Source organism: Streptomyces sp. NPDC002776 (genome assembly GCF_053592195.1).
In genome coordinates this window covers 251,003-271,618 of sequence record NZ_JBSFVG010000010.1, presented here as the reverse complement: position 1 = coordinate 271,618, position 20,616 = coordinate 251,003, and the positions used below count along the sequence as shown (strand labels likewise).

Here is a 20,616-nt window from a genome sequence, read left to right as displayed (position 1 = left end):
TCTACGACTCCTCAGCCGGCGGAAAAGGCGGTGTACTCGTCGGCGGAGAGCAGGTCGGCCGGCTCCTCCGTCACGCGGACCTTGAACAGCCAGCCGCCCTCGAAGGGGGCCGAGTTCACCAGCGAGGGGTCGTTGACGACGTCCTCGTTGATCTCGGTGATCTCGCCGGCGACCGGGGAGTACAGGTCGCTGACCGACTTGGTGGACTCCAGCTCGCCGCAGGACTCGCCCGCGGCCACCGTGGAGCCGACCTCGGGGAGCTGGGCGAAGACGACGTCACCGAGCGCGTTGGCCGCGTACTCCGTGATGCCGACCGTCGAGACGCCGTCCTCGGCGACCGACAGCCACTCGTGCTCCTTGCTGTAGCGCAGCTGCTGGGGGTTGCTCATGGCCTGAATTCTCCTGTACGCGGGGGAGTGCTGATGAAGGGGGGACTGCAGAAGGCGCGCGTGACCAGCGCAAAGGTGTCCGGGGTCACGCCCGGTGGCTACTTCCGGCGCTTGTAGAAGGGCAGCGCCACGACCTCGTACGGCTCGTGGGTGCCCCGGATGTCCACGCCGACGCCGGCCGTGCCGGGCGCCGCGTGCGCGGCGTCGACGTAGGCCATGGCGATCGGCTTGCCCAGCGTGGGGGAGGGGGCGCCGGAGGTGACCTCGCCGATGACCTGGCCGTCGGCGACGACCTGGTACCCGGCGCGCGGGATGCGGCGGCCCTCGGCGATCAGGCCGACCAGGACCCGCGGCGGGTTGCTCTCCGCGCGCTCGGCGGCCTCGGTGAGCGCCTCGCGCCCCACGAAGTCACCCTCCTTCTCGAACTTGACCACCCGGCCGAGACCGGCGTCGAAGGGGGTCAGCGAGGTGGTGAGCTCATGGCCGTACAGCGGCATGCCCGCCTCCAGCCGCAGGGTGTCCCGGCAGGACAGGCCGCACGGGATCAGGCCGACGGGCGCGCCCGCCTCGGTGAGCGCCTGCCACAGCTTCTCGGCGTCGGCGGGCGCCACGAACAGCTCGAAGCCGTCCTCGCCGGTGTAGCCGGTGCGCGCGATCAGCGCCGGGACGCCCGCGACGGTGCCGGGGAGCCCGGCGTAGTACTTCAGGCCGTCGAGGTCGGCGTCGGTGAGCGAGCCGAGGATGCCGGGGGACTCCGGGCCCTGCACCGCGATCAGCGCGTAGGCGTCCCGGTCGTCGCGCACCTCGGCGTCGAAGCCGGCGGAACGATCCGCCAGCGCGTCCAGCACGATCTGGGCGTTGGAGGCGTTGGCGACGACCATGTACTCGGTCTCGGCGAGCCGGTAGACGATCAGGTCGTCGAGGATGCCGCCGTCGGCCCGGCAGATCATGGTGTAGCGGGCGCGGCCGACGCCGACGGAGGCGATGTTGCCGACGAGGGCGTAGTTCAGCAGCCGGGCGGCCTCCGGGCCGGTCACGGTGATCTCGCCCATGTGGGAGAGGTCGAAGAGGCCGGCCTTGGTGCGCACGGCGGTGTGCTCGTCGCGCTCGGAGCCGTAACGCAGCGGCATGTCCCAGCCGGCGAAGTCGGTCATCGTCGCGCCCAGCGAGCGATGCAGGGCATCGAGGGCGGTACGGCGGGGTTCGGAACTGCTCATCGGACGGTCGTCTCCCAGGGCATGACGGCGAGGTCTTTCCTCCCCATCTGTCATCGGAACCTGAGAGGTTCGTCATGACCACGCGGGGCATGACTTGCACCTTGGGTGGGACCACCGGCAAAGGGCGGTCCGCTTTTCAGATGTGCCTCGCCCGCGCGGTAACGGGGCCTGAGAGATTCAAGGGAGGGACTTGCTCCTTCGGCGCCCCAGCTGAAGGCTGGGAACTCTCCCGCGCGGATTCGAACGGCCGGTATGCAGTTGGCGCGGCCATCATTGCATGACCGGGGCGTCCGTGGGCAGGCCGCTTCTGTAACCGGCTTGTGGCGGTACGCACACGAAAACGCGAGAGATCGCCCATTACCTTCTCTTTACGTTCAGTGGGGAGGGGAGATCCCGACCCGGAGGAGGACGATCACGGTGAACAGGACCACGGCGTACGCGACCACGTCGGGCCTGGCGCTGCCCGAGCAGCCCACGGCCCCGGCGCTCGAAGCCCGCGGCACGCTGCCCGCACCCGTCGTCCGCGACCTGCGCGCACGCGACGGCCGCAGCCCGCATGCCCTGCTCTTCGGGCCCCGGGACCTGGTCGTGATCACCGGCCTGCCGGGCAGCGGCAAGTCCACGCTGATGCGGCGGACCGTGAAGGGCCCGCGCATCGACTCCCAGGACACCCGCGACCGCTGGGACGCCCGGATGCCGGGCTTCCTGCCGTACGCGGTCTACCGGCCCCTGGTCCGGCTCGCGCACTACGCCGGGCTGTGGCGCGCGCTGCGCTCGGACCAGGGAGTCGTCGTCCACGACTGCGGCACCCAGGCCTGGGTGCGCGGCTGGCTGGCCCGCACCGCGCGGCGCCGCGGCGGCCTGCTGCATCTGCTGCTCCTGGACGTCACCCCGGACGAGGCGCTGGAGGGCCAGCGCGAGCGCGGGCGCGGTGTCTCGCGGTACGCCTTCCTGCGGCACCGCTCGGCGGCGGGCCGGCTGCTGCGCGCGGTGGAGCAGGGCGAGCTGCCCCCGGGCTGCGGTTCGGCGGTGCTGATCGACCGGCCGGCGGCGGGGGCGCTGCGGCGGATCGGCTTCACGGGCTGACCCGGGCGGCCGGGCAGGCGTTAGCCTTTTCAGCCACATCAGTGGTTCAGGGCAGGCGGTCAGACAGATGGACTTCCCGGCGGATCTCCCCGCGGACTTTCCGGCGCAGGCACACCCCCATCCGCACGGCGGATGGCCCGGCAACGAACTGGAGGAGGTGCTCTCCGCCTCCCTCGGCGTCCCCACGGCGGGCGGCCGGATCATCGAGGTCCTCGGCCGCAGCTTCCTGTGGGTCCCGCTGCCGTCCGGCGGCGGCCCGCACAGCGGCCCGCTGGACCTGCCCACGCTGGAGATCGAGGGCCAGGCCTATGTCCCGGTCTTCAGCTCCGAGGAACAGTTCCGCCAGGTCGTCGGCTCCCACATGTCGTACACGATCGCCCCGGCGGTGGAGTTCGCCCGCGGGCTGCCGCCGCAGGTGGGCATCGCGGTGAACCCGGACGGCATGGTGGGCATCCCCCTTCCGCCGCCGGCGGTGGCCGAGCTGTGCCGGGTGGGCCGCACCCCGCTGGACGGCCCGGCGAGCGGCGGCCGCGTCAAGCTGTACGAGCCGGACTGGCAGGACGACCCGGTCGACTTCCTGTCCGCCGCCTCCGCCGAGTTCGCGACGACCGGCGTGGTCACCACCGCCCGTCGCTGCCTGGCCGCCATCGAGACGGCGGACCCGGTGATGTTCATAGGGGTCGAACTCTCCGACTGGGAGGGCGACCTGCGCACGGCCCCGATGGACGCCCTGGGGCGGGCCCTGGGCAGGGTCCCGACCAAGTGGCCCGTCAACCTGATCCTCCTGGACATGGCGGCCCAGGACCCGGTGGCGATATGGATGCGGGAAAAAGTGCGGCCCTTCTACACGCGTGGTTAGTCGAGGGACACAAGGGGCGCGGGGCTGTGTCGATGTGCGCCTCCGCCGCGGGGCGCGACCGGCCACACGCAGCCCGCACTCGCACAACCGGAGCAAGTCCCGAGTCCGCAGGCGGGCTTAAGCTAGGCCCAAGGCTCGGTCGGAGAAAAGGTGAAGGGGCGGTACAGGTGAGCGCCAGCGGCATCGCGGCCGGGCAGGTCGAGCACATGCTGCGCCAGGTCACGCCCGGGCGGTACGACGCCTACGAGGCGCTGCTGCGCGCGCTCGCGACCCCGAACTCCGGCCAGATCTGGATGCTGCTGTGGCACGGCCAGGCCGGCTCCCCGGACGCCCAGTACGGGAACATGGAGGTCGACGGCTACGGCTACGCCCCCTGCGTGACCTCCGCCCAGGAACTCTCGGCCAGCGGCTGGAACCGCAGTTACGAGGTCGTCGACGGAGTCGACGTCGCCCGCACGCTGTACCCCGACCACTTCGGCCTCTGGCTGAACCCGCACGCCCCGGGCGGCGGCGTCGGCATCCCCTGGCTCGACCTGCGCCGGATCGCCACCGGTCTGGAGCGCCAGCCCGCGGGCCCGCTGCAGCTGTCCGAACCTGGCATCGAGATCCCGCACTTCTACGCCCTGCTCGCGCAGAACGCCCACCGCACCCCGGCCGTCCGCGCACTGCGCCGCGCCTGGGTGCAGCCCGCGCTCGGAGCGCCGTACCTCGCCATCGGCCTGGACGTGTACGACACCAGCCCGCCCGCCGTGGACTCGGTGCGCGCGATGATGCAGCAGTCCATCGGCGCCGTTCCGGACGGGCTGCCGGTCTCCACGGTGGCGATGTCCGACGAGTACGACCCGGTCGCGCTGTGGATGCGGGCGAACGCCCGCCCCTTCTACGACCGTGAGGCCCACGCGGCACAGGCGCCCGCCGCGGGGTACGGTTACCCACCGGTACAGGGCGGCTACTGACCTCCACACGGGCCATCGGCCGTTCACGGACCCGACACATTTCTTCGCGCGTAGATGACGCCGAATGTCGCCTAGTGGCCGATGTGTCCTAACTCCCTCCCGTTCGGCCTCCGTTATCTGCTGTTCGGATAACGGAATCCCCAGTGCATCATCACGGTTGCGCATACTTTCGCCGTCAGACCTGGCGGGTGATCGTGACGACGCTGAAGACTCCCGAGACAGACATGGGATCGGTCGATCCTGTGATCGAGTGCAAGTCGACAAAGCCGTAATCCACGGCGGGCGTAGGCCGGTCACCACCGGCGAGAGGGGTCGGGTCACTGTGACCGCACCGATCGAGACCACTAAGGCAGCCGAGGCTCAGCCGGAAGCTGTCCTCAGCGGTGCCGACAAGGGGCAGATCGAGGGCCGTTCCCTTGGGCAGATCGCCTGGACCCGGTTCAAGAAGGACAAGCTCGCCGTGTCCGGCGGCATCGTCGTCATCCTGCTGGTGCTGCTCGCCGTCCTGTCCCGGCCCATCCAGGCCCTCTTCGGTCTCGACCCCAACGCCTTCAACCAGGATCTGATCGACCCCAACACCTCGCTTCCCACAGGGGACTTCGGCGGGATGAGCATGGACCACCCGCTGGGCGTCGAGCCCAAGTTCGGGCGGGACATCGCCACCCGCATCCTGGAGGGCTCCTGGGTGTCCCTGGTCGTCGCGTTCGGGGCCACCATCCTGTCCAACACCATCGGCACGGTTCTCGGTGTGATCGCCGGTTACTACGGCGGGCGTGTGGACGCGATCATCAGCCGGCTGATGGACACCTTCCTCGCCTTCCCGCTGCTGCTGTTCGCCATCGCCATCTCGGCGACGCTGCAGGGCGGTGCCTTCGGCCTGGAGGGTCTGCCGCTCCACATCACCGTGCTGATCTTCATCATCGGCTTCTTCAACTGGCCGTACCTGGGCCGTATCGTCCGCGGTCAGACCCTGGCCCTGAGGGAACGTGAGTTCGTCGACGCCTCCCGGGGCATGGGCGCCAAGGGCCCGTACATCCTCTTCCGGGAACTGCTCCCGAACCTGGTCGGCCCGATCATCGTCTACTCGACGCTGCTCATCCCGACGAACATCCTTTTCGAGGCCAGTCTGAGCTTCCTCGGCGTCGGCATCCAGCCCCCGCAGGCGTCGTGGGGCGGCATGCTCAACCAGGCGGTCGACTTCTACGAGGTCGACCCGCAGTTCATGATCGTGCCGGGCCTCGCCATCTTCGTCACCGTCCTGGCGTTCAACCTGCTCGGCGACGGACTCCGTGACGCTCTCGACCCGCGCAGCCGCTGACATGCGGCCGCGTCGAGAGCCCATCAAGTTTCCACCTATGGAGGGGAAGCAGACCATCATGCGAAGGTCAGCGCTGGCCGCAATCGCGGCTGTCGGCACTGTGAGCCTGGTGCTTTCGGGTTGCAGCAAGGCCGATGACAACAACGACAATGGCGACGGCAAGAACAAGTCGGCCGGCGCCGACGCCGCGACCAAGGGTGTCGTCAACGCCTCCGACGCGAAGGGGGGCACGGTCACGTACGAGTACTCGGACGTGCCGGACTCCTTCGACCCGGGCAACACGTACTACGCGTACATGTACAACCTCAGCCGGCTGTACGCCCGCCCGCTGATGACGTTCAAGCCCGCCGCGGGTGAGGCCGGCAACGAGCTGGTCCCCGACCTCGCGTCGGCTCCGGGTGAGCCCAGCGACGGCGGCAAGACCTGGACGTACAAGCTGCGTGAGGGCCTCAAGTACGAGGACGGCACGCCGATCACGTCCAAGGACGTCAAGTACGCGGTGGAGCGCTCGAACTTCGCGCGTGACGTGCTCTCCCTCGGCCCCAACTACTTCCAGCAGTTCCTCGAGGGCGGCGACAAGTACAAGGGCCCGTACAAGGACAAGAGCGCCAAGGGCCTGTCGTCCATCGAGACGCCGGACGACAGCACGATCGTCTTCAAGCTCAACCGCGCCTTCCAGGAGTTCGACTACCTGGTCGCCACCCCGCAGACGGCCCCGGTGCCGAAGGCGAAGGACAAGGGCGTCGAGTACGTCAAGAACATCGTGTCCTCCGGCTCTTACAAGTTCGAGAGCTACCAGGAGGGCAAGCAGGTCGTCCTCGTCCGCAACGAGAACTGGGACGCCAAGACCGACCCGCTGCGCAAGCAGTACCCGGACAAGATCGTCGTCAAGCTGAAGGTCAACGCCGAGACGATCGACCAGGACGTCATGGCCGGCAAGGCGATCGACCTCGGTGGTACGGGCGTCCAGGCCGCGACCCAGGCGAAGGTCGTCAACTCCTCGGACATGAAGGCCAACACCGACAACACCTTCGGTGGCCGTCTGGTCTACATGGCGATCAACACCAAGCTCGCGCCGTTCGACAAGGTCGAGTGCCGCAAGGCCGTGCAGTTCGCGGTCGACAAGGTCTCGGTGCAGACCGCCCTCGGCGGCCCGATCCGCGGTGAGATCGCCACCACCGTCCTGCCGCCGGACATCCCGGGCTACGAGAAGTCCGACCTGTACGCCACCCCGGACAACAAGGGTGACGTCGCCAAGGCCAAGGAGCAGCTCAAGGCCTGCGGCAAGACGTCGATCAAGACCAACATCTCGGCGCGCAGCGACCGCCCCGCGGAGATCGACTCGGCCACCGCGATCATCGACTCGCTGAAGAAGGTCGGCATCGACGCCAGCCTGAAGCAGTTCCCGTCGGGCAAGTACTTCACCGACGCCGCGGGTGTGCCGACGTTCAACAAGAAGCAGAACATCGGCCTGCACATGATGCAGTGGGGTGCCGACTGGCCCTCCGGCTACGGCTTCGAGCAGCAGATCCTGCACGGTGACGCGATCGGCGAGTCCGGCAACACCAACCTGTCGCAGCTCGACAACGCCGACATCAACTCGATGCTCGAGAAGGCGATCGCGACCGAGGACGAGGCCGAGCGCAACAGCCTCTACGCCGAGATCGACAAGAAGACGATGGAGGAGGCGGCCCTCGTTCCGCTGACCTACTTCAAGGTCCTGCTGTACCGCCCCGCCAACTTCACCAACCTGGTCTCGACGGCGGCCTTCAGCGGTCAGTACGACTACCTCAACATCGGCACGACCAAGAAGTAGCCCCGGAAGGCAGGTGAAGGCATTGATGCCCGCGGGCTTCGCGGCCCGCGGGCATCAGCGCCGATCCCCGTGATCTCGTATATCCTCCGCCGGATGATCGCAGCGGTGATCCTGCTGCTGGTCGTCACCGCGGTCACCTTCGCGATCTTCTTCCTGCTGCCCCGGCTCGCCGGCCAGACGGCCGACCAGCTGGCCCAGCAGTACATCGGGAAGAGCCCCTCGAAGGCCGACATCGAAGCGGTCAAGCAGAACCTCGGTCTCGACCAGCCCGTGTACGTCCAGTACTGGGATTTCATCAAGGGGATCGTCTCCGGCGCCACCTATGACCTCGGCCCCACCACGGCGCAGTGCAACGCCCCCTGCTTCGGCTACTCCTTCAAGACCCACGAGGCTGTCTGGCCGCACCTGACCGACCGTCTGCCGGTGACGCTGTCCCTGGCCGCCGGTGCCGCCGTCATGTGGCTGCTGGGCGGCGTCACGGCCGGTGTGATCTCCGCGCTCAAGCCGCGGTCGTTCGCCGACCGGACGTTCATGGGCATCGCCCTCGCCGGTGTCTCCCTGCCCATGTTCTTCACGGGCCAGCTCGCGATCTTCCTCTTCACCTACCAGTGGCCGATCTTCGGCCGCGAGTACGTCCCCTTCACCGAGAACCCCTCGCAGTGGGCCAACACGCTCTTCCCTGCGTGGTGTTCGCTCGCCCTGCTCTACTCGGCCATCTATGCCCGGCTCACCCGCTCCGGCATGCTGGAGACGATGAACGAGGACTTCATCCGCACGGCGCGCGCCAAGGGCCTGCGCGAGCGGAAGGTCGTGGTCAAGCACGGGCTGCGGGCCGCGCTGACCCCGATCATCACCGTCTTCGGCATGGACCTCGGACTGCTGCTCGGTGGCGCGGTGATCACCGAGACGGTCTTCTCCCTGCACGGCATCGGTGAGTACGCGGTGCAGTCCATCCGGGACAACGACCTGCCCCCGATCCTCGGCGTGACCCTGCTCGCCGCCTTCTTCGTCGTGATCGCAAACTTCCTGGTGGACCTGTTGTACGCCGCCGCCGACCCGCGGGTGAGGCTCTCGTGACCGAACTCTCCAAGACCGGTGCCGCAGTGGGGGAGCCCGTCAAGGCGCCCTCCGACACGCCCACCGCGTTCCTCGAAGTCCGTGACCTCAAGGTGCACTTCCCGACCGACGACGGCATGGTCAAGTCCGTCGACGGGCTCAGCTTCAAGCTGGAGAAGGGCAAGACCCTCTCCATCGTGGGCGAGTCCGGCTCGGGCAAGTCGGTCACCTCGCTGGCGATCATGGGCCTGCACCGCCTCGGCGCACGCGGCAAGAACGTCAGGATGTCCGGCGAGATCTGGCTGGACGGCAAGGAACTGGTCTCCGCCGACCCGGACGAGGTGCGCCGGCTGCGCGGCCGCGAGATGGCGATGATCTTCCAGGACCCGCTGTCCGCGATGCACCCGTACTACACGATCGGCAACCAGATCGTGGAGGCGTACCGCGTCCACCACGACGTCAGCAAGAAGGTGGCGCGCAACCGGGCCATCGAGATGCTCGACCGGGTCGGCATCCCCGAGCCCGCCAAGCGCGTCGACGGCTACCCGCACGAGTTCTCCGGCGGTATGCGCCAGCGCGCGATGATCGCCATGGCGCTGGTGAACAACCCCGAGCTGCTCATCGCGGACGAGCCGACCACCGCCCTGGACGTCACCGTGCAGGCGCAGATCCTCGACCTGATCCGGGATCTGCAGAAGGAGTTCGGCTCGGCGGTCGTCCTCATCACCCACGACCTCGGAGTGGTCGCCGAGATCGCCGACGACGTGCTGGTGATGTACGGCGGCCGGTGCGTGGAGCGCGGTCCGGTCGACGACATCTTCGAGCGGCCGCAGCACCCGTACACCTGGGGTCTGCTCGGCTCGATGCCCCGCATCGACCGGGAGACCTCGGACCGGCTCATCCCGGTCAAGGGCCAGCCGCCGAGCCTGATCAACATCCCCTCGGGCTGCGCGTTCCACCCCCGCTGCCCGTACGCGGACGTCCCCAAGGGCGATGTCACCCGCACCGTGCGCCCCGAGCTGTCGCAGGTCGGCACCGGACACTTCTCCGCCTGCCACCTCTCGCCCGAGGACCGCACGCGGATCTGGACCGAAGAGATTGCGCCGAAGCTGTGAGTGAAACCAAGAAATCGGACGTGACCGTCCCGGCGCAGGCGTCGGCCCCCGCGGAGGAGCGCGAGGTGCTGCTGAAGGTCGAGGGCCTGCAGAAGCACTTCCCGATCCGCAAGGGCGTGCTCCAGCGCCAGGTCGGCGCGGTGAAGGCGGTCGACGGCATCGACTTCGAGGTGCGCAAGGGCGAGACCCTGGGCGTGGTCGGCGAGTCGGGCTGCGGCAAGTCGACCATGGGGCGGGTCATCACCCGGCTCCAGGACCCGACGGGCGGCTCGATCCACTTCGAGGGCAAGGACATCACGCGGCTGAGCACGGCCGGGATGCGCCCGCTGCGGCGGGACATCCAGATGATCTTCCAGGACCCGTACGGCTCCCTGAACCCGCGGCACACCATCGGCTCGATCGTCTCGGCGCCCTTCCGGCTCCAGGGCGTCGAGCCCGAGGGCGGGGTGAAGAAGGAGGTCCAGCGGCTGCTGGAGCTGGTCGGCCTCAGCCCCGAGCACTACAACCGCTATCCGCACGAGTTCTCCGGCGGTCAGCGTCAGCGCATCGGCATCGCGCGGGCGCTGGCGCTGAAGCCGAAGCTGGTCGTGGCGGACGAGCCGGTCTCCGCTCTCGACGTGTCGATCCAGGCGCAGGTCGTGAACCTGATGGACGACCTCCAGCAGGAGCTCGGCCTGACGTACGTGATCATCGCGCACGACCTGTCCGTCGTCCGCCATGTCTCGGACCGGATCGCGGTGATGTACCTCGGCAAGATCGTCGAGCTCGCCGACCGCACCGCGCTGTACGAGTCCCCCATGCACCCGTACACCAAGGCCCTGATGTCGGCCGTGCCGGTGCCGGACCCCAAGCGCCGGGGCACCAAGAGCGACCGCATCCTGCTCCGCGGCGATGTGCCCTCACCGATCGCGCCGCCCAGCGGCTGCCGCTTCCACACGCGGTGCTGGAAGGCGACGGAGATCTGCAAGACGACCGAGCCGCCGCTGCTGGAGCTGCGCCCCGGCCAGCGGGTCGCCTGCCACCACCCGGAGAACTTCGAGGACCAGGCCCCGCAGGACACGGTCCTGCTGACCGCCGCGAAGGAGGCGGCGGAGCTGGTGTCCGACGAGGTGCTGGCGGAATCGGCGGAGACCTCGGCGGCGGTGGCCGCGGAGGTCGCCGCCACGGAAGAGGAAACCCCCGGCAAGAAGGACTAGTGCCCCACGCCCGACCGAGCCCCCGCCTTGCAATGAAAGGCGGGGGCTCGTCGTCGGGTAAGAATGGCAGGGTGCTCCAGCAACTCTTCACCCCCTCCGTCCAGCACACGCTCGACCTGATCGGCATCTTCGTCTTCGCCATCTCGGGCGCCCTGCTGGCGGTCCGCAAGAACTTCGACGTCTTCGGCATCGCCGTCCTCGCCGAGGTCACCGCGCTGGGCGGCGGACTCTTCCGGGACCTGGTCATCGGCTCGGTGCCGCCCGCCGCCTTCACGGACCTGGGGTACTTCCTGACCCCGCTGCTCGCCGCTCTCCTGGTGGTCTTCCTGCATCCGCACGTGGAGCGCATCCAGAGCGGCGTGAACGTCTTCGACGCGGCCGGCCTCGGCCTGTTCTGCGTCACCGGCACGACGAAGGCGTACGACCACGGCCTGGGCCTCACCGCCTCCGCCGCCCTGGGCCTGGCCACCGCGGTCGGTGGCGGCGTCCTGCGGGACGTGCTCGCCAACGAGGTCCCCTCCCTGCTGCGCTGGGACCGTGACCTGTACGCGGTGCCGGCGATGGTCGGCGCCACGATGGTCGCCCTGTGCATCCGCTACGACGCCCTCGGCCCCGTCACCGGCGGGCTCGCGGCGGTCACCGCGTTCGTCCTGCGGCTGCTCGCGATGCGCTACCACTGGCGGGCCCCGCGGGCCTGGAACCGGCGCTCGACGGTACGGGAGGAGTAGGCGCCGAGGTGCGGGCCGGTGCCGGGAACGACGAGGAAAGCTACCGCTTAGTAGTCGCCTGTTGTACCGTTCACCCATGCCAGAAGCAGCGTCCACGCAGGCCACGATCGGCGACAGCGAGTTCGACCGCGACACCGCGCTCACCCGGCGGGAGCCCGGCGTCTATGACATCGACCTCTCCGCCGGCTGGACCATCATCAGCGCCGTCAACGGCGGCTATCTGCTGGCCGTCCTCGGCCGCGCGCTCTCCGACGCCCTGCCGCACGCCGACCCGTTCACGATCTCGGCGCACTACCTGACCGCGTCCCAGCCCGGCCCGGCCGTCGTGCGCACCTCGGTGGTCCGCACCGGCCGCACCCTGTCGACCGGCCAGGCCTCGCTCTTCCAGTACGACGACCAGGGCCGCGAGGTCGAACGCATCCGCGTCCTCGCTTCCTACGGCGACCTCGACGCCCTCCCTGACGACGTCCGTACGACGGCGAAGCCGCCCGCGATCCCGCCGATGGACCAGTGCTTCGGCCCCCAGGACGGCCCCGCCCCGGTCCCCGGCAGCTCCGCCATCACCCACCGCCTGATGATCAAGCTGGACCCCGCCACCCTGGGCTGGGCCCTCGGCGCCCCCTCCGGCAAGGGCGAGATGCGCGCCTGGCTCGGCCTGGCCGACGGCCGCGACGCGGACCCGCTCTCCCTGCTGCTGGCGGTGGACGCGCTGCCGCCGACCGCCTTCGAGCTCGGCATCAAGGGCTGGGTCCCGACGGTGGAACTGACGGTCCACGTCCGCTGCCGCCCGGCCCCGGGCCCGCTGCGGGTGGGGATCACCACGCGCAACCTGGCGGGCGGCTTCCTGGAGGAGGACGCGGAGGTGTGGGACAGCGAGGACCGTCTGGTGGCCCAGTCGCGGCAGCTGGCCCGGGTCCGTCTCGGCTGACCGGGGAAGCGGGCCTCAGTCCAGCCAGTGCCGGCGGCCGATGCTGATCAGCCGCATCCGGCGGGTGGCGACCTGGACGACCTGCGCCTGCTTCTCCTCGGCCCCTTCCTCCAGCGTGTCGAGGAAGAGGGAGGCCACCATGAGCATCTGGTCGACATAGAGGTTGGCCAGCATCAGCAGGTCGTCGTCGCTCCAGCCCCCGGACATCGGGTCCTTGGCGAGCTCGTGCTGCACCTCCTCGCCGAACCGGGCGAGTTGCTGCTGGATGGCCTCCCGCACGGGCTGCACACCGCCGTGCCGCTCACGGGCGATGAAGCGGACGTGCGCCGGGTGCGCGGTGACATGACCGGCGATCAACTCCACGGCGCGCGCTATGCGTTCGTCGGGGTCGCCGTCCGCGGAGACGGTGGTGCGGATCATCGGGTGCAGACTGCCGAGCGCCTCCTCGACGAGGGCGACGCCGAGATCCGCGGTGGAGCGGAAGTGCCGGTAGAAGGCGGTGGGGGCCACGCCGACGGCACGGGTGACCTCGCGCAGGCCCAGACTGCTCAGGCTCTGCTCCTCCAGCAGCCCCAACGCGGCGTCCAGGAGCGCCTGTCGGGTCTTCTGCTTCTGGGCCTGCCGGATGCCGAGGGTGTGACTCATGCCATGCAGTTAACAACTGTTCTCCCGAATTGAAAAGTCATAAGGCGCGCTAGACTGGGAAGTCAGTGAACAGCTGTACCTACAACTGTTCACCCATGTACGAGACGCATCTCGGAGGGGGATCCCATCCCATGCTGTTCCTCGTCGCCGCGCTCCTGCTGCTGGGCGTCGTGCTGGGCACCGTCGCCCACGCACCGCTCGGCTTCACCGTCGTCGCCGCCGCGGTGATCGCCGTGTGGCTGTCCGTCTTCGCGCTCCGCGAGCGCCACGCCCGCCGCCACTGACCCGCACAGGGAGTTGATCCGTCATGCAGCTCACCGCCCCGACGACCGACCGCCGCATCGCCCGGGACACCGACGGCATGGCCGTGGCGTCCTTCATCCTCGGCCTGGTGGGCCTCCTGGTCCTCAACGTCTTCCTGGGCCCGATCGCGATCACCCTCGCCGCGGTCGCCTTGTCCCGAGGCACCCAGCGCCGGGGCCGCGCCTACCTGGGCCTCGGCCTGGGAGTGGCGGACCTGCTGGTCCTGCTGGCCTTCATGCAGGCGGACGGCACACTGTCCTGGAGCTTCTGACAGGCCGTCGCCCGGCACCGCGCCCGCACCCGCGCCTACGGCCGCCGACCGGGCCCGTAGAATCGCTGCACCATGGCTTACCTCGACCACGCCGCGACGACTCCGATGCTCCCGGAGGCGGCTGAGGCACTCACCGCCCAGCTGGGCGTCACCGGCAACGCCTCCTCCCTGCACGCAGCCGGCCGCCGCGCCCGCCGTACGGTCGAGGAAGCCCGCGAGACCCTCGCGGAAGCGCTCGGCGCCCGTCCCAGCGAGGTCGTCTTCACCTCCGGCGGCACCGAGGCCGACAACCTCGCGGTCAAGGGCCTGTACTGGGCCCGCCGCGACGCCGACCCGGCCCGCACCCGGGTCCTCGCGTCGCCCGTCGAGCACCACGCCGTCCTGGACGCGGTCCACTGGCTCGGCGAGCACGAGGGCGCCACCGTCGAGTACCTCCCGGTGGACGAGCACGGCCGGGTCCACCCCGAGGCGCTGCGCGAGGCCATCGCCCGCAACCCCGACGACGTGGCCCTGGCCACCGTCATGTGGGCGAACAACGAGATCGGCACCATCCTGCCGGTCCGCGAACTCGCCCAGGCCGCGGCCGAGTTCGGCATCCCCCTGCACGCCGACGCCGTCCAGGCCGTCGGCCAGCTCCCGGTGGACTTCGCCGCCTCCGGCCTCGCCGCGATGACCGTCTCCGGCCACAAGATCGGCGGCCCCTACGGCATCGGCGCGCTGATCCTCGGCCGGGACCAGGCCCCCGTCCCGGTCCTGCACGGCGGCGGCCAGGAGCGCCAGGTCCGCTCCGGCACCCTCGACGTCCCGGCCATCGCCTCCTTCGCGGTCGCCGGCCGGCTGGCCGCCGAGCAGCACGAGTGGTTCGCCCAGGAGATCGGCGGCCTGCGCGACGACCTGATCGCCGCGGTCCGCACGGCCGTCCCGGACGCCATCCTCGGCGGCGACCCGGTGGACCGCCTCCCGGCCAACGCCCACTTCATGTTCCCCGGCTGCGAGGGTGACTCCCTGCTGCTCCTGCTCGACGCCCAGGGCATCGAGTGCTCCACCGGCTCCGCCTGCACCGCGGGCGTCGCCCAGCCCAGCCACGTCCTGCTGGCCACCGGCACCGACCCGGACCTGGCCCGCGGCACCCTCCGCTTCTCCCTCGGCCACACCTCCACCGACGCCGACGTCGACGCCGTCGCCCGGGCGATCGGCCCTGCGGTGGAGCGGGCCCGCGCGGCGGGGCTGACGTAGCGGCCCCCTCCGGGCGTGCACCTCGCGCCCCAGGCTTTCGCCCTGCCCGCCGCCGCGGCATCCGGGTCCCGGCCCGACCGCCGGGTCACGCCACGGCGGTCCGCGCCCTGCGCACGAGTGTCATGTACCGCTTCCAGTCCCAGTGCTCGCCCGGGTCGGTGTGGTCCGTGCCCGGTACCTCGACGTGGCCGATGATGTGCTCGCGGTCCACGGGGATGTCGTAACGCGCGCATATGCGGGCGGTGAGCCGCGCCGAGGCCGCGTACATCTCGTCCGTGAAACCCTCGGGCCGGTCCACGAACCCTTCGTGCTCGATGCCGACACTGCGTTCGTTGTAGTCGCGGTTGCCCGCGTGGAACGCCACGTCGAGCTCGCGGATCATCTGCGTGACGTGACCGTCCTTGCGCACGATGTAGTGCGAGGCCGCGCCGTGCTCCGGATCCTGGAACACCCGCACCGCGCTGTCGAAGCTGCCCTGGGTGACATGGATGACCACCATGTCGACGCCGTAGTCGTCAGGCCGGTCCGCGCGCCGCCAGTTCGCGTCCGACGCCGCCACCCAGCGCGCGCCCGCGAAGTCGACCTCCCCCTCCTCGCGCGGCTTCTCCACGCCGGGCATGCGCCACCACAGCCGCCCCAGCTCGTCGCGCGCCAGCACGGCGGTGCCCGCGGCCGCCGCGGCGCCGCCGATCAGCAGCGCCCGCCGGCCGATGCGCCGGTCCGTGTCCTTGGATGCCTTCCTCGCCCCCATGTGATCGTCAACGGATACTCGTGGGCTCCGGTTCCCGCGGCCCCTTACTCTTGAAGAGTTATGACTGACACCCCGCAGCGCCCCCTTCGCGTCCTCGCCGCCATGTCCGGAGGCGTGGACTCCGCCGTAGCCGCCGCCCGTGCCGCGGAAGCCGGCCACGACGTGACCGGCGTCCACCTCGCGCTCTCCGCGAACCCCCAGTCGTTCCGCACGGGCGCGCGTGGCTGTTGCACCATCGAGGACTCGCGCGACGCCCGGCGCGCCGCGGACGTCATCGGCATCCCCTTCTACGTGTGGGACCTCGCCGACCGCTTCCGCGAGGACGTGGTCGAGGACTTCGTCGCCGAGTACGAGGCGGGCCGCACCCCGAACCCCTGCCTGCGCTGCAACGAGAAGATCAAGTTCGCGGCGCTGCTCGACAAGGCGCTGGCCCTCGGCTTCGACGCGGTCTGCACCGGCCACTACGCCCAGGTGATCGTGGGCGAGGACGGCAGCCGCGAGCTGCACCGCGCCTCCGACATGGCCAAGGACCAGTCGTACGTCCTCGGCGTCCTGGACGACAAGCAGCTCGCCCACGCGCTCTTCCCGCTCGGCGACACGGTGACCACCAAGGACGAGATCCGCGCGGAGGCGGAGCGCCGGGGGCTCGCGGTCGCCAAGAAGCCCGACTCGCACGACATCTGCTTCATCGCCGACGGCGACACCCAGGGCTTCCTGGCGAAGCGGCTCGGCAAGGCCGAGGGCGACATCGTCGACGAGTCCGGCACCAAGCTCGGCACCCACGAGGGCGCGTACGGCTTCACCATCGGCCAGCGCAAGGGCCTGCGCATCGGCACCCCGGCCGCCGACGGCAAGCCGCGCTACGTCCTCGACATCTCCCCGGTCGACAACACGGTCACGGTCGGCCCGGCCGCAGCCCTCGACGTCATCGCCCTGCGCGCGATCCGGCCCCGCTGGTGCGGCGCCGCCCCTACCGGGCCCGGCACCTACACCGCCCAGCTGCGCGCCCATGGCGGCGAGACCGAGGTCACCGCCGAACTGATCGACGGCACCCTGGAGGTCACGTTCACCGAACCGGTCCGCGGTGTGGCCCCCGGCCAGGCGATCGTCCTGTACGACGGCACGCGCGTGGTCGGTTCGGCGACGATCTCGACGACCACGCGCGCGACGGCGGACGTGGCCTGACCGGTCCTGCGGACGGGACTGCCTAGGCGGCGAAGAACTCGGCCAGGACCGGTCCGAGGACCTGGGGCTCCACCATGTGGGTCTGGCCCGGCAGGGAGCGGTACGCGCCCCGCGGGGCCGCCTCGGCGACCGCCTGCGCGGCCTCCCGCATCCAGCCGGGGCTCTCGCCGCCCGCGACCGCCAGCACCGGTACCTCGATCCCGGTCAGCCGCTCGCGCGGCACATCGCCGTCCCGGAGCACCGCGGCGTCGTACGCGAGGCTCGGCGCGATGGCCTCCATGCCGGCCCACATGGGGGACTGGCGGGCGCCCTGGATCATCGCCTCGGCGAGCCCCGTGAGCCGCAGGAACAGCTCGACCGCGTCCCCGCGCCGGTCCTCGCCGAGCGCCTCGGTCAGGCGCTCGGTGTACGCGGCCCATTCCGCGGTGCCACCCTCGTACACGGTGAACGGCGTCTCGTACACGGCCACCTGACGCACCGGCAGCCCGCTCGCCGCCGCCTCCAGCGCCAGCGCGCCGCCCGAGGAGACCCCGCACAGCGCCGCCTCGCCGCCCACCGCCTCGATCAGCACCGCGAGATCCTCCACCTCGCGGGCCACGTCGTACGGCGGCGTGTCACCGCTCGCGCCACGGCCCCGGCGGTCGTACGTGACCGCGGTGAGCCCGTGCTCCGCGAGGGACCCGGCCAGCGGCGCGAGCGTGGCGCCCGTGGACATCGCGCCGCTGACGAGGACGACGACCGGGCCGTCACCGGTGCTCTCGTACGCGAGGGAGGTGCCGTCGCGCGAAATGGTCTCGTGTGCCATGCCCGACAGGTTGCCATCGAGCACCCGGCTAATCGCTCACAACACTTCAACGTCGTAGAAGCACAGGTGGTCCTTGATCCGGGCGACGTCCGGCTTGGGGTCCGGATACGACCACACCCGGTCGGGTGCGCCCGGCAGCGACCAGTAGGAGGCCGTGCCCTTGAACGGGCAGTACGTGTGCGTGTCGGAGGGCGTCAGCAGGTCCGTCCGGACGTCCTCGGCGGGCAGGTAGTAGCGCGCGGGACAGCCGGTCTCCCGCAGCACGAGCGGCCGGTCGCTCTCCGCGAGGACCTCGCCGTCGTGGACGACCCGCACGCGCCGCGTGCCCTGCTCGATCGTGATCGTGTGTCCATCAGCCATGGTTGGTGCAGCGCGCGCGGGGCGCCGGTTCTTCCCGCGTACGGTGATCGCATGCGAATCTGCGTCTTCCTCTCCGCGGCCGATCTCGACGAGCGCTACACCCGCCCCGCGCGGGAGTTCGCGAACCTGCTGGGCAAGGGCGGTCACACGCTCGTGTGGGGCGGCTCCGACGTCGGCCTGATGAAGGTGGTCGCGGACGGCGTGCAGGAGGCGGGCGGGCGGCTGCTCGGCGTCTCGGTGGAGTTCCTGTCCGCCAGGGCCCGCGCGGGCGCCGACGAGATGGTCGTCGCCAAGGATCTGGCCGAGCGCAAGAAGCTGCTGCTGGAGAACGCCGACGCCGTGGTGATCATGGTCGGTGGGACGGGCACGCTGGACGAGGCCACGGAGATCCTGGAGCTGAAGAAGCACGGGCACACGGACAAGCCGGTGGTGTTGCTGAACACGGCGGGCTTCTACGACGGCCTCAAGGAGCAGTTCCGGCGCATGGAGGACGAGGGCTTCCTGCCCCGGCCGCTGACCGACCTGGTGTTCTTCGCGGAGGAGCCGGTGGGGGCGCTGGCCTATCTGGAGGAGAGCCAGGGCATCGAGTGACGGCCCCGGGGGTGCGACCATGACCGGCATGGCTACTCATGTGATCACCGGGTCCGGTTCCGGCATCGGCGCGGCCGTGGCGCGCCGGCTGCACGCGCGCGGGGACGACCTCGTGCTGCACGCGCGTGACGCGGGGCGGGCGAAGGAACTGGCGGCCCGGTTCCCCGGGGCGAGGACGCTGGTGGGCGATCTCGCCGACCCCGACAAGCTGTCCTGGGCCTTCTCGCACCAGTCGCTCCCGGACCGGGTGGACTCGCTGCTGCACATCGCGGGCGTGGTGGACCTGGGCCGGGTGGGCGACCTGACCCCCAAGTCCTGGCGCCACCAGCTGAACGTCAACCTCATCGCACCCGCGGAACTGACCCGGCACTTCCTGCCGCAGCTGCGGACCACGCGGGGCCACGTGGTGTTCGTGAACTCCGGCGCGGGCCTGAACGCACACGCCGACTGGTCCGCCTACGCCGCCTCCAAGCACGGTCTGAAGGCGCTGGCGGACGCGCTGCGGCACGAGGAACACGCGAACGGCGTCCGCGTCACGTCGGTCTACCCCGGCCGCACGGCCAGCCCGATGCAGGCGAAGGTCCACCAGCAGGAGGGCAAGGAGTACGACGGGTCGCAGTGGATCGACCCGGAGTCGGTGGCGACGACGATCCTGACGGCCCTGGACCTGCCCAGGGACGCGGAGATCAACGACGTGACGGTCCGCCCCGGCCGCTGACCCACCGGGCGGCCCCGGCGGGGGCGAAGCGGGCCGGGGTACGCGGCGGTGCCCCCGCCGCCACCTCCTACGTAGGCTTCCCTCCGTGAACGCACACTTCAGCTTCGCCCCCGCCACCGGCGTCGGCTCCCTGCCCGGCGGCGACGCCCGGGAGGCCGCCAAGACGGTCATCGGGTCCTTCGAGGACTTCCCGCACCTCGCCGAACTGCCCGCCCGCGGCCCCGGCGCCGACATGATCGGCCGTACCGCGGGCCTGCTCGTCGAGCTGTACGCGCGCGTGGAGCCCAGTGGATGGCGCCTCGGGGACCGGCCCGGCAGGGACACCCGGCGCGCCCGGTCCTGGCTCGTCGAAGACCTCGACGCCCTGGAGGAGTTCACCCAGGGGTACGAGGGGCAGGTCAAGGTGCAGGCCGTCGGGCCCTGGACCCTCGCCGCCGCGCTGGAGCTCAGGAACGGCGAGTCGGTCCTCTCCGACCCCGGCGCCTGCCGCGACCTCACCGCCTCCCTCACCGAGGGACTGCGCCTCCATCTCGCGGAGGTGCAACGCCGCATCCCCGGCGCCCAGATCGTCCTCCAGCTCGACGAACCCTCCCTCACGGCGGTCCTGCGCGGGCACGTCAGGACCGCCAGCGGGTACCGGACCCACCGTGCCGTGGACCGGCAGATCGTCGAGGCCGCGCTGCGCGAGACCGTCGGGGTGCACGCCGGCGGACCCGTCGTGGTCCACTCGTGCGCACCCGACGTCCCGTTCGCCCTGCTGCGCCGGGCGGGCGCCGCGGCGGTGTCCTTCGACGCCGCGCTCCTCACCGAGCGTGACGACGACACGATCGGGGAGGCGGTGGAGGCGGGCACCCGGCTGTTCGCCGGTGTCGTCCCGGGCACGGACGGCCCGTTGTCAGACCCTGCCGGTAGCGTCATGGGTGTCAGGACGCTGTGGCGCAGGCTGGGGCTGCGGCCGGGGCTCCTCGCGGAGTCCGTCACGATCACCCCGGCGTGCGGACTCGCGGGCGCATCCCCCGAGTACGCCCGCAAGGCCCTCGCCCACTGCGTCCGGGCGGCGAGATCCCTCGCGGACAACCCAGAGTAA

At 70.6% G+C, this 20,616-nt stretch carries 23 protein-coding genes and 2 riboswitches; of the genes, 17 read left to right on the top strand and 6 right to left on the bottom strand.

Going from position 1 to position 20,616, the window contains the following annotated elements:
- Positions 1-11 precede the first annotated feature (11 nt).
- Positions 12-389, bottom strand: a complete 378-nt coding sequence (gene gcvH, locus ACWD11_RS21865) for a glycine cleavage system protein GcvH (protein ID WP_389414841.1) — start codon at positions 387-389, stop codon at positions 12-14.
- A 98-nt stretch (positions 390-487) separates the two neighbouring features.
- Complete coding sequence (gene gcvT, locus ACWD11_RS21860; RefSeq protein WP_389414840.1) at positions 488-1,606, bottom strand: glycine cleavage system aminomethyltransferase GcvT; 1,119 nt, start codon at positions 1,604-1,606, stop codon at positions 488-490.
- A gap of 37 nt (positions 1,607-1,643) precedes the next feature.
- Positions 1,644-1,752: riboswitch (glycine riboswitch) on the bottom strand.
- Positions 1,753-1,848, bottom strand: a riboswitch (glycine riboswitch). It abuts the riboswitch before it with no gap.
- A gap of 175 nt (positions 1,849-2,023) precedes the next feature.
- Here gcvT and ACWD11_RS21855 point away from each other — a divergent pair.
- The 10 genes from ACWD11_RS21855 to ACWD11_RS21810 all read left to right on the top strand — a co-directional run bounded on the left by ACWD11_RS21855 (position 2,024) and on the right by ACWD11_RS21810 (position 12,664).
- Positions 2,024-2,692, top strand: a complete 669-nt coding sequence (locus ACWD11_RS21855; protein ID WP_451284849.1) for an AAA family ATPase — start codon at positions 2,024-2,026, stop codon at positions 2,690-2,692.
- A 67-nt stretch (positions 2,693-2,759) separates the two neighbouring features.
- Entirely contained in the window at positions 2,760-3,551 is a 792-nt protein-coding gene (locus ACWD11_RS21850) for an enhanced serine sensitivity protein SseB (protein ID WP_389414838.1), read from the top strand.
- 167 nt (positions 3,552-3,718) lie between these two features.
- Positions 3,719-4,507, top strand: a complete 789-nt coding sequence (locus tag ACWD11_RS21845; RefSeq protein WP_389414837.1) for an enhanced serine sensitivity protein SseB C-terminal domain-containing protein — start codon at positions 3,719-3,721, stop codon at positions 4,505-4,507.
- Positions 4,508-4,829: 322 nt separating this feature from the next.
- Positions 4,830-5,825: an ABC transporter permease gene (locus tag ACWD11_RS21840; protein ID WP_451284847.1), complete on the top strand. Its 996-nt coding sequence runs from the start codon at positions 4,830-4,832 to the stop codon at positions 5,823-5,825.
- Positions 5,826-5,883: 58 nt separating this feature from the next.
- Positions 5,884-7,641 (top strand): ABC transporter substrate-binding protein, encoded by a 1,758-nt coding sequence (locus tag ACWD11_RS21835; protein WP_451284845.1) that lies wholly within the window; start codon positions 5,884-5,886, stop codon positions 7,639-7,641.
- Between the two features lie 69 nt (positions 7,642-7,710).
- On the top strand, positions 7,711-8,718 hold the full coding sequence (locus ACWD11_RS21830) for an ABC transporter permease (RefSeq protein WP_451284843.1): 1,008 nt from the start codon (positions 7,711-7,713) through the stop codon (positions 8,716-8,718).
- Positions 8,715-9,812, top strand: coding sequence for an ABC transporter ATP-binding protein (locus tag ACWD11_RS21825; protein ID WP_451284841.1), 1,098 nt, complete (start codon positions 8,715-8,717; stop codon positions 9,810-9,812). The genes ACWD11_RS21830 and ACWD11_RS21825 overlap by 4 nt, the downstream gene beginning before the upstream one ends.
- Positions 9,809-11,008 (top strand): ABC transporter ATP-binding protein, encoded by a 1,200-nt coding sequence (locus ACWD11_RS21820; RefSeq protein ID WP_389414832.1) that lies wholly within the window; start codon positions 9,809-9,811, stop codon positions 11,006-11,008. The genes ACWD11_RS21825 and ACWD11_RS21820 overlap by 4 nt, the downstream gene beginning before the upstream one ends.
- A gap of 71 nt (positions 11,009-11,079) precedes the next feature.
- Entirely contained in the window at positions 11,080-11,736 is a 657-nt protein-coding gene (locus ACWD11_RS21815; protein WP_389414831.1) for a trimeric intracellular cation channel family protein, read from the top strand.
- A gap of 76 nt (positions 11,737-11,812) precedes the next feature.
- Complete coding sequence (locus ACWD11_RS21810) at positions 11,813-12,664, top strand: thioesterase family protein (protein WP_451284839.1); 852 nt, start codon at positions 11,813-11,815, stop codon at positions 12,662-12,664.
- Positions 12,665-12,679: 15 nt separating this feature from the next.
- On the opposite strand, the gene ACWD11_RS21805 is transcribed toward ACWD11_RS21810, so the two are convergent.
- On the bottom strand, positions 12,680-13,309 hold the full coding sequence (locus tag ACWD11_RS21805) for a TetR family transcriptional regulator (RefSeq protein ID WP_451284837.1): 630 nt from the start codon (positions 13,307-13,309) through the stop codon (positions 12,680-12,682).
- A 95-nt stretch (positions 13,310-13,404) separates the two neighbouring features.
- On the opposite strand from ACWD11_RS21805, the gene ACWD11_RS21800 reads away from it, so the two are divergent.
- The 3 genes from ACWD11_RS21800 to ACWD11_RS21790 all read left to right on the top strand — a co-directional run bounded on the left by ACWD11_RS21800 (position 13,405) and on the right by ACWD11_RS21790 (position 15,119).
- Positions 13,405-13,593, top strand: coding sequence for a hypothetical protein (locus ACWD11_RS21800; protein ID WP_389415655.1), 189 nt, complete (start codon positions 13,405-13,407; stop codon positions 13,591-13,593).
- A gap of 23 nt (positions 13,594-13,616) precedes the next feature.
- Complete coding sequence (locus ACWD11_RS21795) at positions 13,617-13,883, top strand: DUF4190 domain-containing protein (protein ID WP_451284835.1); 267 nt, start codon at positions 13,617-13,619, stop codon at positions 13,881-13,883.
- A 72-nt stretch (positions 13,884-13,955) separates the two neighbouring features.
- Positions 13,956-15,119 carry a cysteine desulfurase family protein gene (locus ACWD11_RS21790; protein WP_451284833.1) on the top strand — a complete coding sequence of 388 codons (1,164 nt, stop codon included), beginning with the start codon at positions 13,956-13,958 and terminating at the stop codon, positions 15,117-15,119.
- Positions 15,120-15,204: 85 nt separating this feature from the next.
- On the opposite strand, the gene ACWD11_RS21785 is transcribed toward ACWD11_RS21790, so the two are convergent.
- Positions 15,205-15,870: an N-acetylmuramoyl-L-alanine amidase gene (locus ACWD11_RS21785; RefSeq protein ID WP_389414826.1), complete on the bottom strand. Its 666-nt coding sequence runs from the start codon at positions 15,868-15,870 to the stop codon at positions 15,205-15,207.
- Between the two features lie 60 nt (positions 15,871-15,930).
- Between ACWD11_RS21785 and mnmA the strand changes: the two genes are divergently transcribed.
- Positions 15,931-17,055, top strand: coding sequence for a tRNA 2-thiouridine(34) synthase MnmA (gene mnmA, locus ACWD11_RS21780; RefSeq protein ID WP_389414825.1), 1,125 nt, complete (start codon positions 15,931-15,933; stop codon positions 17,053-17,055).
- Between the two features lie 22 nt (positions 17,056-17,077).
- On the opposite strand, the gene ACWD11_RS21775 is transcribed toward mnmA, so the two are convergent.
- Positions 17,078-17,860: an alpha/beta fold hydrolase gene (locus tag ACWD11_RS21775; RefSeq protein ID WP_389414824.1), complete on the bottom strand. Its 783-nt coding sequence runs from the start codon at positions 17,858-17,860 to the stop codon at positions 17,078-17,080.
- A 36-nt stretch (positions 17,861-17,896) separates the two neighbouring features.
- Positions 17,897-18,220, bottom strand: a complete 324-nt coding sequence (locus tag ACWD11_RS21770; RefSeq protein WP_389414823.1) for a DUF427 domain-containing protein — start codon at positions 18,218-18,220, stop codon at positions 17,897-17,899.
- A gap of 51 nt (positions 18,221-18,271) precedes the next feature.
- Between ACWD11_RS21770 and ACWD11_RS21765 the strand changes: the two genes are divergently transcribed.
- The 3 genes from ACWD11_RS21765 to ACWD11_RS21755 all read left to right on the top strand — a co-directional run bounded on the left by ACWD11_RS21765 (position 18,272) and on the right by ACWD11_RS21755 (position 20,616).
- Entirely contained in the window at positions 18,272-18,811 is a 540-nt protein-coding gene (locus tag ACWD11_RS21765; protein WP_389414822.1) for an LOG family protein, read from the top strand.
- A gap of 19 nt (positions 18,812-18,830) precedes the next feature.
- On the top strand, positions 18,831-19,529 hold the full coding sequence (locus ACWD11_RS21760; protein ID WP_451284830.1) for an SDR family oxidoreductase: 699 nt from the start codon (positions 18,831-18,833) through the stop codon (positions 19,527-19,529).
- An 85-nt stretch (positions 19,530-19,614) separates the two neighbouring features.
- On the top strand, positions 19,615-20,616 hold the full coding sequence (locus tag ACWD11_RS21755) for a methionine synthase (protein WP_389414820.1): 1,002 nt from the start codon (positions 19,615-19,617) through the stop codon (positions 20,614-20,616).